The sequence below is a fragment of the Mycobacterium shunyiense genome (assembly GCF_058270075.1).
The window spans coordinates 46,764-60,342 of sequence record NZ_JBZDPU010000031.1 but is presented as its reverse complement, the minus strand read 5'-3'; the positions used below and the strand labels follow the sequence as shown (position 1 = coordinate 60,342).

At 63.9% G+C, this 13,579-nt stretch carries 14 protein-coding genes; 9 read left to right on the top strand and 5 right to left on the bottom strand.

Translation table 11 applies throughout. The features are described 5' to 3' along the window. Window positions 1-127: 127 nt before the first annotated feature. The gene (locus tag AC4ELH_RS28375; RefSeq protein ID WP_498888090.1) at window positions 128-682 is read right to left on the bottom strand and encodes a hypothetical protein; all 555 of its coding nucleotides are present in this window, start codon (window positions 680-682) and stop codon (window positions 128-130) included. Window positions 683-1,227: 545 nt separating this feature from the next. On the opposite strand from AC4ELH_RS28375, the gene AC4ELH_RS28370 reads away from it, so the two are divergent. The 8 genes from AC4ELH_RS28370 to AC4ELH_RS28335 are packed head-to-tail and all read left to right on the top strand — an operon-like array spanning window position 1,228 to window position 8,914. Then, the gene (locus tag AC4ELH_RS28370; protein ID WP_498888088.1) at window positions 1,228-2,601 is read left to right on the top strand and encodes a flavin-containing monooxygenase; all 1,374 of its coding nucleotides are present in this window, start codon (window positions 1,228-1,230) and stop codon (window positions 2,599-2,601) included. A gap of 4 nt (window positions 2,602-2,605) precedes the next feature. Then, window positions 2,606-3,217: a TetR/AcrR family transcriptional regulator gene (locus AC4ELH_RS28365; RefSeq protein ID WP_498888086.1), complete on the top strand. Its 612-nt coding sequence runs from the start codon at window positions 2,606-2,608 to the stop codon at window positions 3,215-3,217. Between the two features lie 14 nt (window positions 3,218-3,231). After that, on the top strand, window positions 3,232-4,146 hold the full coding sequence (locus AC4ELH_RS28360; protein ID WP_498888084.1) for an alpha/beta hydrolase: 915 nt from the start codon (window positions 3,232-3,234) through the stop codon (window positions 4,144-4,146). Beyond that, window positions 4,143-5,183, top strand: coding sequence for an NAD(P)-dependent alcohol dehydrogenase (locus AC4ELH_RS28355; RefSeq protein WP_498888082.1), 1,041 nt, complete (start codon window positions 4,143-4,145; stop codon window positions 5,181-5,183). Before AC4ELH_RS28360 ends, AC4ELH_RS28355 begins: the two co-directional genes overlap by 4 nt. Beyond that, complete coding sequence (locus tag AC4ELH_RS28350; RefSeq protein ID WP_498888080.1) at window positions 5,180-5,971, top strand: glucose 1-dehydrogenase; 792 nt, start codon at window positions 5,180-5,182, stop codon at window positions 5,969-5,971. The genes AC4ELH_RS28355 and AC4ELH_RS28350 overlap by 4 nt, the downstream gene beginning before the upstream one ends. Beyond that, window positions 5,968-7,026 (top strand): TIGR03857 family LLM class F420-dependent oxidoreductase, encoded by a 1,059-nt coding sequence (locus tag AC4ELH_RS28345; RefSeq protein ID WP_498888078.1) that lies wholly within the window; start codon window positions 5,968-5,970, stop codon window positions 7,024-7,026. Before AC4ELH_RS28350 ends, AC4ELH_RS28345 begins: the two co-directional genes overlap by 4 nt. Before the next feature lie 17 nt (window positions 7,027-7,043). After that, the gene (locus AC4ELH_RS28340; protein WP_498888076.1) at window positions 7,044-8,129 is read left to right on the top strand and encodes an oxidoreductase family protein; all 1,086 of its coding nucleotides are present in this window, start codon (window positions 7,044-7,046) and stop codon (window positions 8,127-8,129) included. Then, on the top strand, window positions 8,126-8,914 hold the full coding sequence (locus AC4ELH_RS28335) for an alpha/beta fold hydrolase (RefSeq protein ID WP_498888074.1): 789 nt from the start codon (window positions 8,126-8,128) through the stop codon (window positions 8,912-8,914). The genes AC4ELH_RS28340 and AC4ELH_RS28335 overlap by 4 nt, the downstream gene beginning before the upstream one ends. A gap of 26 nt (window positions 8,915-8,940) precedes the next feature. On the opposite strand, the gene AC4ELH_RS28330 is transcribed toward AC4ELH_RS28335, so the two are convergent. Further along, complete coding sequence (locus tag AC4ELH_RS28330; RefSeq protein ID WP_498888072.1) at window positions 8,941-9,102, bottom strand: hypothetical protein; 162 nt, start codon at window positions 9,100-9,102, stop codon at window positions 8,941-8,943. Here AC4ELH_RS28330 and AC4ELH_RS28325 point away from each other — a divergent pair. Further along, window positions 9,090-10,190 (top strand): Rv3169 family protein, encoded by a 1,101-nt coding sequence (locus AC4ELH_RS28325; protein WP_498888071.1) that lies wholly within the window; start codon window positions 9,090-9,092, stop codon window positions 10,188-10,190. The two genes, AC4ELH_RS28330 and AC4ELH_RS28325, sit on opposite strands and share 13 nt — an antisense overlap. Before the next feature lie 56 nt (window positions 10,191-10,246). On the opposite strand, the gene AC4ELH_RS28320 is transcribed toward AC4ELH_RS28325, so the two are convergent. The 3 genes from AC4ELH_RS28320 to AC4ELH_RS28310 are packed head-to-tail and all read right to left on the bottom strand — an operon-like array spanning window position 10,247 to window position 13,578. Further along, window positions 10,247-11,068 (bottom strand): HpcH/HpaI aldolase/citrate lyase family protein, encoded by an 822-nt coding sequence (locus AC4ELH_RS28320; protein ID WP_498888171.1) that lies wholly within the window; start codon window positions 11,066-11,068, stop codon window positions 10,247-10,249. Then, complete coding sequence (locus tag AC4ELH_RS28315) at window positions 11,065-12,387, bottom strand: phytoene desaturase family protein (RefSeq protein ID WP_498888069.1); 1,323 nt, start codon at window positions 12,385-12,387, stop codon at window positions 11,065-11,067. The genes AC4ELH_RS28320 and AC4ELH_RS28315 overlap by 4 nt, the downstream gene beginning before the upstream one ends. A gap of 30 nt (window positions 12,388-12,417) precedes the next feature. Then, complete coding sequence (locus AC4ELH_RS28310) at window positions 12,418-13,578, bottom strand: acyl-CoA dehydrogenase family protein (protein WP_498888067.1); 1,161 nt, start codon at window positions 13,576-13,578, stop codon at window positions 12,418-12,420. Window position 13,579 lies beyond the last annotated feature (1 nt).

Genomic DNA, 13,579 nt, shown 5'->3' with positions numbered 1-13,579 from the left:
GCCGCGGTCATGGCTCTTCCGAGCACGCTCATCCATTGCAGGACAACATATCTGACGATATGCGGCACGACCATGCCAACCTTCCGCCCTAGATGCCCCGCAGCAGTACCGCAAGTCCGGCTCCCCATCAGACCGCCGCGGCCGGACGCAGCGGCTCCATCGTGTCGACGTCCTTCAGTGCCACAGACCGCAACACCAACCCCATACCAACGAGGAAGACACTGTAAGTGGTGAGCGCGAGCCAGAAGACGAACACACCTCGCCAGGAGAACGGCCCGCCGTGGAAGAAGAAGGCCAAGGGGTCAGGGAGGAACGACGCGGCAATCCAGAAGTTCATGTAGCCGACCCACCGCGGCAGGGTCGCTTTCGGGTCACGAAGGATTGCTGTGCCGATGGCGATGTTTTGGATGATGAACGGCGCGATCGGCGTGATGAACACCAGCCAAGCGATGTCATTGAGGGTGACTGTCAGTTCCGGATTGCGATCGGGCCGGAAGGCGATGACGGCCATCAACAACATCGGCAAGAACAACAGCAGGCCAGTGGCCGCCCCTGTCACCAGCTGAACGAAGGTGAGGATCGGGTGCCGCCCCTCGATCCGTAGCATCCGGTAGCCGATCAACCCGATCAGCGGAAAAGCCAGGCAGATGCCGAGCTGCGCGATCACGAGGCCGAACAGCACCCGAGTGTCGTTGCTGTAGAAGTTCACGACCTCTTCAGTCGCACTGGACGATCCCAACGGAATGGGAAGAATTCCGGCGATCAGCCACCCGCACAACGTGATGATCACCGTGCCGGGCCCACACCATGCGCAGATGAGTTGGATACGACGTGACATGACTAGCCCACTCCTTCGAATATTACTTAAATTCTGCTCGAAGATAGGACTCGGAAGTGCAGGATGGCAAGGGGAAGGCAGGACCAATCCTGCGATCACACCCGGCGTACCCGAGCTGCCGATGCTGCCCTACCGACCTCAAAGAGTCGAGCATATTTCCTCAATTATGCCTCCTCATCAGGGTTTTCCGACCAACTTCAATCGCCGCCGGGCGGCCTCGCTGCGACGGACCGAAGGCGAGGATGCGCACCCGCGCGCCACGCGCAGCCGGATGTAGCAAAGAATCAATTTTTCGATAAAAAAATTCTTCGCGAATCTTGACTTGTGTCAGGATTCCGGCCTACCGTCGGTGCTGCGCGTGATCCGCGACACATCATCCGAGGAGTGAAATGCACAGCACACCCCGCACCGCAATCATCGGTGCCGGCATCAGCGGACTGACCACCGCGAAGAACCTCCGCGACGCGGGGGTCGCGTTCGACTGCTTCGAATCCTCAGACCGGGTCGGAGGGAACTGGGCCTTTCGCAACCCCAACGGACACTCCAGCTCCTATCGCTCGCTGCACATCGACACATCACGTGACCTGTTGTGTTTCAAAGACTTCCCGATGGATTCGAGCCTGCCGGATTACCCGCACCACTCCCAGATCAAGGACTACCTGGACGACTACACCGACGCGTTCGGCCTGCGCGAACACATCCACTTCAACACCGCCGTGCAGCGGGCGCACCGCTTTCCCGGCGGCGGCTGGCAGCTCGAAACCAACGATGGACAAACCCGTCTCTACGACGCCCTGGTGGTGGCAAACGGCCATCACTGGGATCCCCGTTTCCCGGACTTCCCAGGCGAGTTCAGCGGCGAGGTGATCCACTCACATGCCTATATCGATCCCACCGAGCCCTTGAATCTCAAGGGAAAGCGCATCGTCGTTGTCGGGATCGGCAACTCGTCGGCCGACATCGTCTCCGAACTCTCGCAGAAGTCCTGGCAGAACACCGTCTATCTGTCCACGCGATCGGGGGCGTGGGTGGTTCCCAAGTACATCTTCGGCATGACCTCAGACAAGATCGCCCGGACGCTGCCGCTGATTCCACTGTCCTGGCAACGCCGGGTGATGCGTCCCGTACCGCGGTTACTCTTCGGCAATCCGGAGCATTACGGACTGCCCACGCCGAATCACAACTTCCTGGAGGCACATCCGACGCAGTCGGCCGAACTACTGATGCGCCTCGGTGCCGGAGACGCAAAAGTCAAGGCCAACATCGAGCGCCTCGATGGCGACACCGTGCACTTCGTGGACGGAACCTCGGTTCAGGCCGATGTGATCATCTACGCCACGGGCTACAACATCACGTTCCCATTCTTTGACCCAAGCTTTCTCAGCGCACCCGACAATCGGCTGCCGCTGTACAAACGCATGCTCAAACCTGGACTCGATGACCTCGTCTTCGTCGGGTTCGCGCAAGCGCTGCCCACCCTGTTCCCGTTCGTCGAATGCCAGGCCCGCATGGCAGCGGCCTACTTGGCCGGAACGTACCGGCCGCCGACGATCGCCGAGATGCACAAGACCATCACCGCCGACGAGCGCAAATACATCGGGCACTTCGCCGACCGCCCGCGGCACACCCAACAGGTCGATTACTTCGACTACGAGCGTGACATGCGCAAACGGGAGCTGCCCGCGGGCGCACGTCGTGTCCAGAATCTGGGCCCGGTACAGCTCACCGGGCGCGTTCCGGAGGCCACCACCAATGTCGGCTGACGTCGTGACTTTGGCAGCCCGGCGCAACCCGAATCGGCCACAGAATCGGGGTGAGGTCCGCCGTACACGGCTGCTGGCCGCACTCGCCGACCACCTGGAAGACCAGTCCCTCGCCGACGTCTCGGTGGCTGCGGTGGCCGAGCAGGCGGGACTGGCGAGGTCGGCCTTCTACTTCTACTTCAGTAGCAAGAACGAGGCGGTGACCCACCTACTCTCGGACGTGTTCGACGAGCAGATAGCGACGGCAAGCAGAGTACTCAACCGCAAGGGTGATCCACGGGACAACCTCTCCCACGTGCTGTGGCTGACGGCAGAGTCGTGGACCTCGCAGCAGAGAAAGTTCCTCGCCATGCTCGACGCACGAGACGCCGACCCGGAGACGCGAGAGATCTGGAATACCTGGCTGCGCCGCTACGAGAGCTTCGTCTCGGCGTATATCGACGAGCACCGTCAGCACGGTAAGGCCGCATCAGGCGATCTGGCGCACTCACTGATCTCGTTGAACGAGCGCGTACTGGAGAGGCACCTGCGCGGACACGGCCTGCACAGCCCAGGAGCGGTTCACGCAGCCCTCGAACAGATCTGGACGGCGGCGATCTTCGGGATCACTCGGTGACCGCGGTGCAGCGCGTGACCATCACGGCCGCCGACGGCGGTCGCCTGGCCGCCGAATACCATCGGGCCGGCTCCGATGGGCTGGCGAGTCCTGCGGGCCGGTCGTGCGTCGTGATGGCCCACGGAGTCGGCGCCACCCGCGACTGCGGCCTGTACGAGTTCGCGACCGCGCTGGCCGCCGCCGGCGTCGACGTCCTCACGTTCGACTACCGTCACTTCGCCGAATCCACCGGCACGCCAAGGCAGTTGGTGGATTTGGACAAACAGCTCGCGGACTATCACAGCGCGATCAGCTACGTCCGCGCACTGAGTGATGTCGATTCGCAGCGCATCGTGGTGTGGGGGGTGTCCCTGTCCGGTGGCCACGTCGTCAACGTTGCCGCCCACGACCCGACAATTGCCGCCGTCATCAGTCTTACGCCGGCGGTGGACGGATTTGCGGCCGTCCGTCAGATGGTCAAAGCGAACGGACTCGCCCACATCGCGCGGTTGATGCGGATCGGCCTCGCCGACGCCTTCGCCGCAGCGCTACGACGACCGGCGGTACTGACACCGATCGTCGACTCTCCTGGAAAACCTGCTGCGCTGTGCTCCCCCGGCGCCGTCGACGGAATGCGCGCGATCGCCGGACCGACTTGGCGCAACGCCATCGCGGCTCGGATCTTCCTGCGTATCGGCCGCTACCGGCCCATCACGGCCAGCGAGCGAGTCCGATGTCCAGTGCTCATGCAAATCGCCGACGGTGACCGGTCCGCGCCCCCCAGCGCCGCAACCGCGGCCGCTCAGCGTCTGCGGGCCACCGTGCACCGCTATCCCTGTGACCACTTCGACGTCTACCCCGGCGCGTCGCTTCACGAACAGGTGGTGCAAGACCAGGTGCGCTTCCTGCGACGCGTGATGTCCCCTATCAACGAGGCGGTTCCCGTATGAGAGCGGTCCAGCTGATCGCACCTGGAGAATTGGCGATCACCGAAGTCGATGTGCCGGCGATCGGTCCCGGCGAAGTTCTGCTCAAAGTCGCCGCCGCCGGGTTGTGCCACTCGGACGTACATGTGCGACACACGCCCGAGGCGATGTTCCCCTTGCCCTTGACCTTGGGGCACGAAACCGCCGGCCATGTCGTGGGTATCGGCTCAGACGTCGCCGGTTGGTCGGAGGGCGACGGAGTACTGGTCCACCTGATCTGGGCCTGCGGCGTCTGCGCCGCATGTGCGCGGGGCGATGACAACGTCTGTGACGAATCTGGACGGGTGGCCATTCCACCTACCCCTGGTTTGGGACCAGCCGGCGGCATGGCTGAGTACATGGCGGTGCCGGCACGTTACCTCGTTCCCCTCGGCGATCTCGATCCCGTCACCGCCGCACCTCTCGCCGATGCCGCCATGACGCCGTATCACGTCATCCGCAATTCGCTGCGCGTCCTACGCCCCGGCGCCACTGCCGTGGTGATCGGCATTGGAGGCCTGGGGCATCTCGCCGTGCAGATACTGCGTAACCTGTCGGCAGCCAAGATCGTGGCCGTCGACCTCAGCGACACGCGACTGGATACTGCGCGCCGCCATGGTGCACACGCCACCCTGCACGCGGATTCCGACGCAGCTGCTGCGATCCTCGAAATGACGGCGGGGCGCGGTGCGGACGCGGTGTTCGACTTCGTCGGGGGCCAGCCAACGGTCGAACTCGCCGCAGAAGTGATCGCTCCCGACGGCATCTATCAACTGGTGGGAATCGGCGGCGGCCATGTGCCGATCGCCGCAGAACCACGCTTCGGTGTCGGGTGGCCTTGGGGCGCCACTGTGCGTACCTCCTATGGCGGCACCAAATCCGACTTACTCAACTGTGTTGCTCTCGCCGCGGCGGGGCGACTGTCTGTCGATGTGGACACCTTCGCCTTGACCGACGCCATCACGGCATTCGACCGACTCGAAGAGGGAACCATCAATGGAAGGGCGGTACTGATCCCGTGACACGCCGATTCGAAAACCGCACCGTTTTCGTCACCGGAGGAGCCCGCGGCATGGGGGCATCCCATGCCCGCGCATTCGCCGCCGAAGGCGCGAACGTCGTCATCGCCGATATTCTTGATGACGAAGGGCACGCGCTGGCAGAAGAATTGGGTGCCGCGTCGCTGTACACCCATCTCGATGTCAGTGACATTCAGCAGTGGCAGAATGCAATTGGAGATGCCGAGCGCATTTTCGGACCGCTCCATGCGCTCGTCAACAACGCCGGCATCGGCGGAACGCCCGCGACGCTGCTCGATACCGAGATCGATGAGTGGCATCGGGTGCTGGGAGTCAACTTGGACGGGACGTTCTTCGGCATCAAGACAGCGACACCGTCCCTCATCCGCGCCGGCGGGGGTGCCATCGTGAACGTGTCATCGTTCGCGGGCCTGCTTGGCTCGCCTCTGCTCGGCGGCTATTCGGCGAGCAAGTTCGCCGTCCGGGGGTTGACCAAGGTGGCTGCGATGGAGCTGGGGTCCTTCGGAATTCGCGTCAATTCGATTCACCCGGGGTACATTCGGACTCCCCTTCTCGAGGGCATCCCAGATGAAGCCGTACACGGGCGGCTGGCGATCGACCGCATCGCGACTCCAGACGACGTCACACCGGTGGTGCTGTTTGCCGCCAGTGACGATGCGCGCTACTGCACCGGAGCCGAATTCGCCGTTGACGGCGGCTGGTCTGCCGGGGAGCCCAGCCCGATCTTCGTGGCACCGGGTGCGCCGATGCCCGAGGCGCTGACGCTATGACCGCCGCCATGCCCGAGGTCGGTTTCTACACCCTGGCCGGTCAAGCCGACCACCCAAGTGACCTCATCGATGAAGTGCGTGATGCCGAAAACATCGGCATTGGCGAGTGTTTCATTTCGGAGCGGTTCTCCACCAAAGAGGCAGCAACCATCTGTGGCGCTGTGGGCGCCGTCAGCGAGACGATCGGGATCACCACTGGCGCCACCAATCACAACACCCGCCACCCGATCGTCACCGCCGCCTACGCGACGACGATGCATCGTCTGACCGGTGGACGATTCACCTTGGGTATCGGACGCGGAGTTCCGCCGATCCAGCGAGCGTTCGGGATGCCCGAGATCACTACCGCGCAGATGGAGGATTTCGCGCATATAATGCGCCGCCTGTTCCGGGGTGAGACCGTGGTCGGCCACGACGGACCGATCGGCCGCTACCCGGCGCTTCGCCTTGACCCGAATTTCGACGAAGATGTCAAGCTCGGCATCGTGGCCTTCGGCCCGAATTCACTGGCGCTCGGGGGCCGCGCCTTCGACAAGGTCATCCTGCACACGTTCTTTACCGATGACACGCTGCAGCGGTGTGTGCGCACCATCAAGTCGGCTGCCGAGCAGGCCGGTCGCGATCCCGCCGACGTCCAGGTGTGGTCGTGTCTGGCGACCATCGGCGACCATCTGCCCGAGGAGTTGCGCCTGCGAAAGACGGTCGGACGCCTGGCCACCTATCTCCAGGGCTATGGCGACCTCATGGTTACCACAAACGGATGGGATCCACTGGTACTCAAAAGGTTCCGCGAAGATGCGGTGGTCCAGGAATTCCAGCCACCCGGCGGTGCCCTACGAGTCATCGACAGCCCGTCAACAACCGTAGCCCAACTGGAACACATCGCGACCTTGCTGCCCGACGAGTGGGTCGGCGTCGCCGCCGCCGGCAGTCCCGAGCAATGCGCGGCCACTGTTAAACGACAGCTCGAACTCGGCGCCGACGGCGTCATCCTGCACGGCGCATCGCCCAGCGAGCTCGACCCCATCATTCCCGCATACCGGAACATCCGTTGAACACGAAGGAATCTGTCATGTCATCGATCCCGCACACCGTCGCGGAGTTCACCCCCGAGGCGGTGACCGATCTGCTGTCCCAGCGGCCCGAATGGAGCGATCTGCGTGTCGCGGAGGTGCAACCTGCCCCGGTCGGCACAGGCCAGATGGCCAGTAGCTACCGACTAACGCTGCAGTATGCAGCGCGACCCGACGGCGCGCCGTCCTCGGTGATCGCCAAGGTCTCCAGCACAGATCCCACCAGCCGGCAGATGGGTGCGGCTACCGGGGCGTATCAGCGCGAAGTGCTGTTCTACCAACATCTTGGTGATCTGACCGACGTGCGGGCACCGGAGTGCTTCGCTGCCCACATTACCGACGATCACACCGACTTTGTGTTGCTACTCGAGGATATGGGCCCCGCCCTGACGGTCGAGCAGATCGGTGGGTGCACCGTTGACCAGGCCAACCTGGCTCTGCAGCAAGCAGCGGCCCTGCATGCCGGGTCGTGGGGCCATGACAAATTAACCGAGCAGTCCTGGCTTCCCGTCGAAACCGTCTGGAACGCATTGGCCGGCGGATTGCCGGACATCATCGAGCCATGGCTCCAGCGTTTCGGCAGTTACCTCAAGCCTGAGCACGTCGACGTGGTGCACCGGCTCGGCGGTGAGGTGCCGAAGTGGCTCTCCACGCTGAGTGAACACCGGACGCTGTGGCACGGCGACTTTCGGCTGGACAACCTGTTGTTCGACGCCCAGGACGGACGGACGGAGATCGCGGTCGTCGACTGGCAGAGCGTGGCTGCCGCCCCCGGGATCATCGACGTCTCCTACCTTTTGGGCACGTCATTGTCCGAGGCAGACAGGACCACCCACGAACGCGCGCTCGTCGGCGAATACCATCGCCACCTACTCGCGCGTGGCGTCACCGGATACGACGCCGATCAATGCTGGCAGGAGTATCAGGCGCACGCCCTCTACGGACTGGTCCTATCCATACCTGTCTCGTTGGGCGTGGTGAGTACAGACCGCGGCGACACCATGTTCGGCGCCATGGCAAGCCGCGCGGCCGCCCAGATCGTGGACAACGACAGCTTCACAGCACTGGCAGGGTTGGCCCGGTGACCGAGCCCGATCGGACACCCATCGTCCTGCTGCACGGGGCGACGTCATCAGCGCGGACCTGGGACGACGTGGTGCCTGCCATCGGCGGTCCCCATGAGGTTCTGGCGCCAACTCTGGCCGGACACCTCGGTGGCCCGCCCCTGTCGGTCCCGCCCCGCGACGTCGTCGACGGCATCGTCGACGCCCTTTGCCGCCATCTCGATGACGCCGGGATCGAGACTGCACACCTCGTCGGGAACTCCCTCGGCGGCTGGGTAGCGCTGGAACTGGCGCGACGCGGCCGCGCGGCATCGGTTCTGGCGCTCTCCCCGGCCGGGGCCTGGCGCACCAACCGCGACCTGCGCCGCTTGCTGCGACTCTTTCGTGTCGGCGCGTTCGGTGCTCGGCACGTAACAACAATCAGCCGTCTGATCCGACCTCCGTGGGGCCGGCGCATCTTCATGCGCCCGATGGCCGAGCACGGCGACCGGATGAGCCTCGCGCAGGTCAACGCGGCCCTCGAAGACATGGCCGGGTGCGCAATCTTGACCGATTTGCTTGCCGGAGCTCGTGATCGGGGCCCTATCCGTCGGATTGAACAGCTTGACTGCCCGGTGCGGATAGCGTGGGGAGTCGAGGACAGGACGCTACCGTTCATGCGATATGGGGTACCGATGGTCGCGGCGGTGCCCGGCGCGCAGTTGACGATGGTGCCCGACGTCGGGCATGTGCCGATGATCGACGACCCTCAACTCGTCGGTCAGATGATTGCTAGCTTCGTCGCCGAAGTCTGTGACACCAAGTGATTTTCGGTGACGCAGGCGCCCGACCGCTACCGCCCGCCGAGCGCACTCCCGAGTTCGGCGCGCCAGGCCAGGACTCTTCCGGCGACCCCAATGTCGATATGTTGCCCCAGCCAGTGCCCGCAGCGACGCCTCATGTCCTGGTTGTCCGCCACCTCCTCGGGAAAGATGCCGATCCATGTTGATTGCATTTGACGACTACCCGGTACATCAGACCGCGCTCCCGCTGGCGCAGTGCGGCAACGGCAGTCCGAATCACTACGACCGTTTCTGGTTCAATGGCTTTCGCGAAGACCTGATGTTCGGTGTCGCATTCTGCGTGTACCCCAACCGGCAGATCATGGACGGTGCGTTCTCGGTTGTCCGCGAAGGCCACCAACGATCGGTGTTCGCCAGCGGCCGGATCAATCCAGATCCGCTCGACACCCGGATCGGACCGATCCGCATCGAGGTAATCGAACCCATGCGGGTCAATCGGGTGATCGTGAATGCTCCCGAGCATGGTGTAGTGGCTGATCTGACCTACATCGCTGCCACCGACGCCATCGAAGAGACCCGGCAGATCTCCTATCAGGGCGCTCGACTGTTCATGGATGCCACCCGAGCCACCCAATGGGGCACCTGGACCGGTCACATCGAAATCGAGGGCGAAACAATAGATCTCAGGGACACCTATGCCACCAAGGATCGGTCCTGGGGCTCACGGTCAGCCCACGGGTGGACCGACGGTGCTCCCACGCTACCGCCGCAAGTCTTGTTCCTCTGGGCGCCGATCCATTTCGAGCGCCACTGCTTCCACTATCTGGTGTTCGAGAATCCAGACGGGACAAGCTGGGCACGCGATGCCCGCGTCGTTGCCAAACGAACAACTCATGGCGTTGAATCCGTCGCAGAGCCGATTGCATTGGCACGGGTCGAGCACCGCGTCGATTGGGCACCAGGGCAGCGGCGCTCACGGAGTGCAACCCTGCTCACCCACGCCTTGGACGGAACAGTCGATGAACTAACCCTCGAACCGATCGCCACATTCCAGATGAAGGGTATCGGCTACGGCCACCCGCGCTGGAGTCACGGCAGTTGGCATGACGAACTAGCTGTCGGCGGTGAATCCTACGACGTCGACGTGCTGGATCCTCTCGCGCCGGAGAATCTGCATGTCCAGCAATTGGTTCGGGCGACCTGGCGCGGCGAGCAGGGTCTCGGTGTGCTCGAGCAGGTCATGATCGGCCCGTTTCCGCACTACGGCTTCCCTGACTTCCTAGGTCCGCCAAATCACTGAGCGCAAACGCCCCGGCGCGCCGGGGTGCACCTGGGCGGTCAGTCTTGATTACCCGGCTATCTGTTGGCCCGCAGCAATATTCGCGCGGCTCGGTCGATGACAGGCTTGTCGACCATCTTCCCGTCGACGACGCACGCCTTCCCATCGGCCGCCTCCGCGGTGACCTTTCGCGCCCACTCCAGCTCCGGTGGCGACGGGGAAAATCCCTCGTGAACCACAGCGATCTGCCGTGGATGGATGCACAGTTTGCCGCCGAATCCCAGTCCCACCGCATGTCTCACGTCGTCAGCGAGCCGGCCCGCATCGCCAAGTTCGGTGGTGACCCCGTCAAGCGGTGCGGGCCGCCCCGCGGCGGCGGAGCCAAGCACCACGGCACTGCGCGCGTACTGCAGTGCACTTTGTGCATCCGGGTCCACACCAAGCTCGGCACTCAGATCGATGCTGCCGAAAGCCGCGCGCACCACTGTGCCGCATCCACAGATCTCCGCGGTCGCGTTGACCCCGACGGCCGTCTCGATCAGCGCCACGATCGGTGCAGCCGGCGCCAGCCGACTGGCAATACCCCCGACCTGAGAAACACTGTGTGCCTTGGGAATCATCACCGCTGCCTCGTGGCGGGAAAGCATTTCCAGATCGTCTTCACACCATGGGGTGTCCGTCCCGTTCACCCGCACCATGAGTTGAGCGCCGGTGCTGACCAGATAGTCGTCCACCGCCGCGCGCGCAGCGTCCTTGTCGGCGATCGCGACGGCGTCCTCCAAGTCCAGGACGACAACGTCCGCGCCGCTGGCGAGGGCCTTGGGAAATCGATCGGGCCGGTCGCCGGGGACGAACAGGACGCTGCGCGCGGTGGCGATCCGCTCGGCGAGACCGCTCAGCGCGACACCGCCGGCTTGTGGACGGCAACGATCTTCTCCACCACGATCTTCGCCGTCTCGGCACACGCCGTGGTTCCACCGTTGGCGTACTCCTTGACGCCATCGCCGACATTCCACAGCCCGGCGAACGGGGTGTCATGAGTGAGGTCGTAGCCGGCGACTGCACGCTGCGGTGGCCAGTCGTCGCGGGTGACCGCGATGTTGAGAACGCGGGCACGACGATCGAAGTCGTCGATGTTGTCGCGGAGATCCTGCAGCAAGAACTGGGTTTCGGCGGACTCGTCGAAGTCGCCGGTCGGATTCTTGGGCACCGAGGTTCCCACGTAGAGGTGCCAACCCTCCGGGGCCATCTCCGGGCAGACATCGGTGAAGTTTGCGATGTAGGCCAGTCTGCGCGACTTCGCGAAGCTGAGCATGCCGGGCACCTCGATCAGGCGCTCCTGGCTGGCGAAATTCACCGAGATCATCGATGTCGGGCGATCCGCCTTCTTCACCAAATCCTGATAATCCGGCGGCACGTTCTCCTCGCCGAGCAGCGCGACGGTGGCAGCAGGACCGATGTCGCTGACCACCACAGGCGCATCGATCCGCACATTCTCTCCGTTGCGAATGACCTCGATGCCGGTCACGACATCACCGTCACCTTTGTGGATCTTCGAAACCGGGGTGGACAGCCAGATCTGGCCGCCGTTGGCCACGACCGCATCGGCCAGGGCGCGCCAGATGCCGATGGTGCCTTCGGGGTGGAAGCCGAAGCGCTTGAAGGCACTCTTGCGGGTGAAGTAGGTCAGAAACACGCGCGCCGGCAGGTCCTCGGACCCCACGGCGAACACCGAGGCGCACATATTACGGAAGATGCCGTGCACGCCTTCGTTCTTCGTGTACTTGGACACCCAGTCAGCGGTGGACAGTTCGTCCTCGGGTAGTCCGGAGTCGTTCCGTGCGGCACCGATGCCTTTGACCAGTTTGGCGCCCTGACGGGTCAACTTGCCGAGCAGGAAACCCCACCCGCCGCCGGTGACGTCGACGTCTTTCCCGGCGATGCGGTAGAGAATCGGCGGCTGGGGTTCGCGGATGTCGAAGCGGGCTCCCACTTCGTTGCACGTCTCCTGGGTGATGCCGCCGACCTCGATGACGATGGCCCCGTTGTTGACCTTGAACCCGTCGATGTCATCGGTGGAAGCACGGCCCCCGACCTTGTCCAACCGCTCGACCACCAGGGTGCGGTAGCCCAGCTTGGTCAGACGGGCGGCCGTGAATAGTCCACCGGCACCCGCGCCGATCACCACGGCGTCGAATGTGTTGTCCGTTGACGTCATTGTCTTTCTCCTTCGGTGCTGTGAGGGCTGTCAGTACGAGCGGGGCAGGCCGAGAGAGGTCTGGGCGACGAAGTTCAGCACCATCTCGCGACTGACCGGCGCGGTGCGCATCAGCCTGGTGACGAACCACAGTTCAGACAGTCCGTATTCGTGTGAGAGTCCGTTGCCACCGTGGGTCTGGATGGCTTGATCCAGTGCCTTGAGGGCTGCTTCTGACGCCGAGAACTTGGCGATGTTCGCCGCCTCACCGGCAGGCAGCCCCGCGTCGAACTGCTGAGCGCTGAGCGCGGTCGCGAGCCGGCTCAACTCGACGGCGATATGGCTCTCGGCCAGCGGATGCGAGATGCCCTGGTGGGCGCCGATCGGGGTCGACCACACGGTACGTTCCTTGGCGTAGGCGGTGGCTTTCTCGATGGCGTAACGCCCGACACCTCCGCAGATGGCGCCGACCAGGATCCGCTCCGGGTTCAACCCGTCGAAGACCTGCCGCAGTCCGTTGCCCGCCTGTCCGATCAGTGCGTCCTCACCGACCTCCACCTCGTCGAGGAAGACGGTGAACTGCTTGTCGGGCGACACGATCGACGTGTCGATCTGTTGATACGACAAGCCTTTCGCATCGGTCGGCACGACGAACAAGGAGAGCTTGGACTTTTCCGAGGTGGAGTGGTCCCCGTCCCGAGCCACGACGAGCAGGGCGTCGCACTGGTCGATAGCTGAGATGTAGTACTTCGATCCGGAGAGCACCCAACCGGTTGCGGTCTTGCGGGCGGTCGTCTTGACGTTGTGGCTGTTGGACCCGGCGTCAGGCTCGGTGAGCCCGAACGCAATCTTCTGGCTGCCGTCGGCGATCCCGGGCAGCCAGCGCTGTTTCATTTCTTCCGAGCCGTGGTGGGCCAGGATACTGCCGCAGATCGCCGGCGAGATCACCCAGATCAGCATCGGCATACCGTGTGCCGCCAACTCCTCGACGACGACCACGGCCTCGGCCATCCCGCCGCCACCGCCGCCGTATTCCTCGGGCAGGTGCACCCCGAGCAGGCCGGCCGCGCCGAGATCCTTCCAGAGTTCCTCGATGTCCTCACCGGCCCGGCCTCGCTGCAGGAAGTACGCCTGCCCGTAGCGGTTGGCAATGCCCGCGACGCTTTCGCGAATTGCCTTGTGCTCCTCGGTGTCCTGGATGAGTCCGACCATG

What these genes read in the sequence shown, in the direction of transcription:
- AC4ELH_RS28325 (WP_498888071.1), top strand. Translation starts at nt 9,090, where the DNA reads ATGTTGATTGCATTTGACGACTACCCGGTACATCAGACCGCGCTCCCG.
- AC4ELH_RS28310 (WP_498888067.1), bottom strand. Translation starts at nt 13,578, where the DNA reads ATGGTCGGACTCATCCAGGACACCGAGGAGCACAAGGCAATTCGCGAA.
- AC4ELH_RS28355 (WP_498888082.1), top strand. Translation starts at nt 4,143, where the DNA reads ATGAGAGCGGTCCAGCTGATCGCACCTGGAGAATTGGCGATCACCGAA.
- AC4ELH_RS28370 (WP_498888088.1), top strand. Translation starts at nt 1,228, where the DNA reads ATGCACAGCACACCCCGCACCGCAATCATCGGTGCCGGCATCAGCGGA.
- AC4ELH_RS28340 (WP_498888076.1), top strand. Translation starts at nt 7,044, where the DNA reads ATGTCATCGATCCCGCACACCGTCGCGGAGTTCACCCCCGAGGCGGTG.
- AC4ELH_RS28330 (WP_498888072.1), bottom strand. Translation starts at nt 9,102, where the DNA reads ATGCAATCAACATGGATCGGCATCTTTCCCGAGGAGGTGGCGGACAAC.
- AC4ELH_RS28315 (WP_498888069.1), bottom strand. Translation starts at nt 12,387, where the DNA reads ATGACGTCAACGGACAACACATTCGACGCCGTGGTGATCGGCGCGGGT.
- AC4ELH_RS28345 (WP_498888078.1), top strand. Translation starts at nt 5,968, where the DNA reads ATGACCGCCGCCATGCCCGAGGTCGGTTTCTACACCCTGGCCGGTCAA.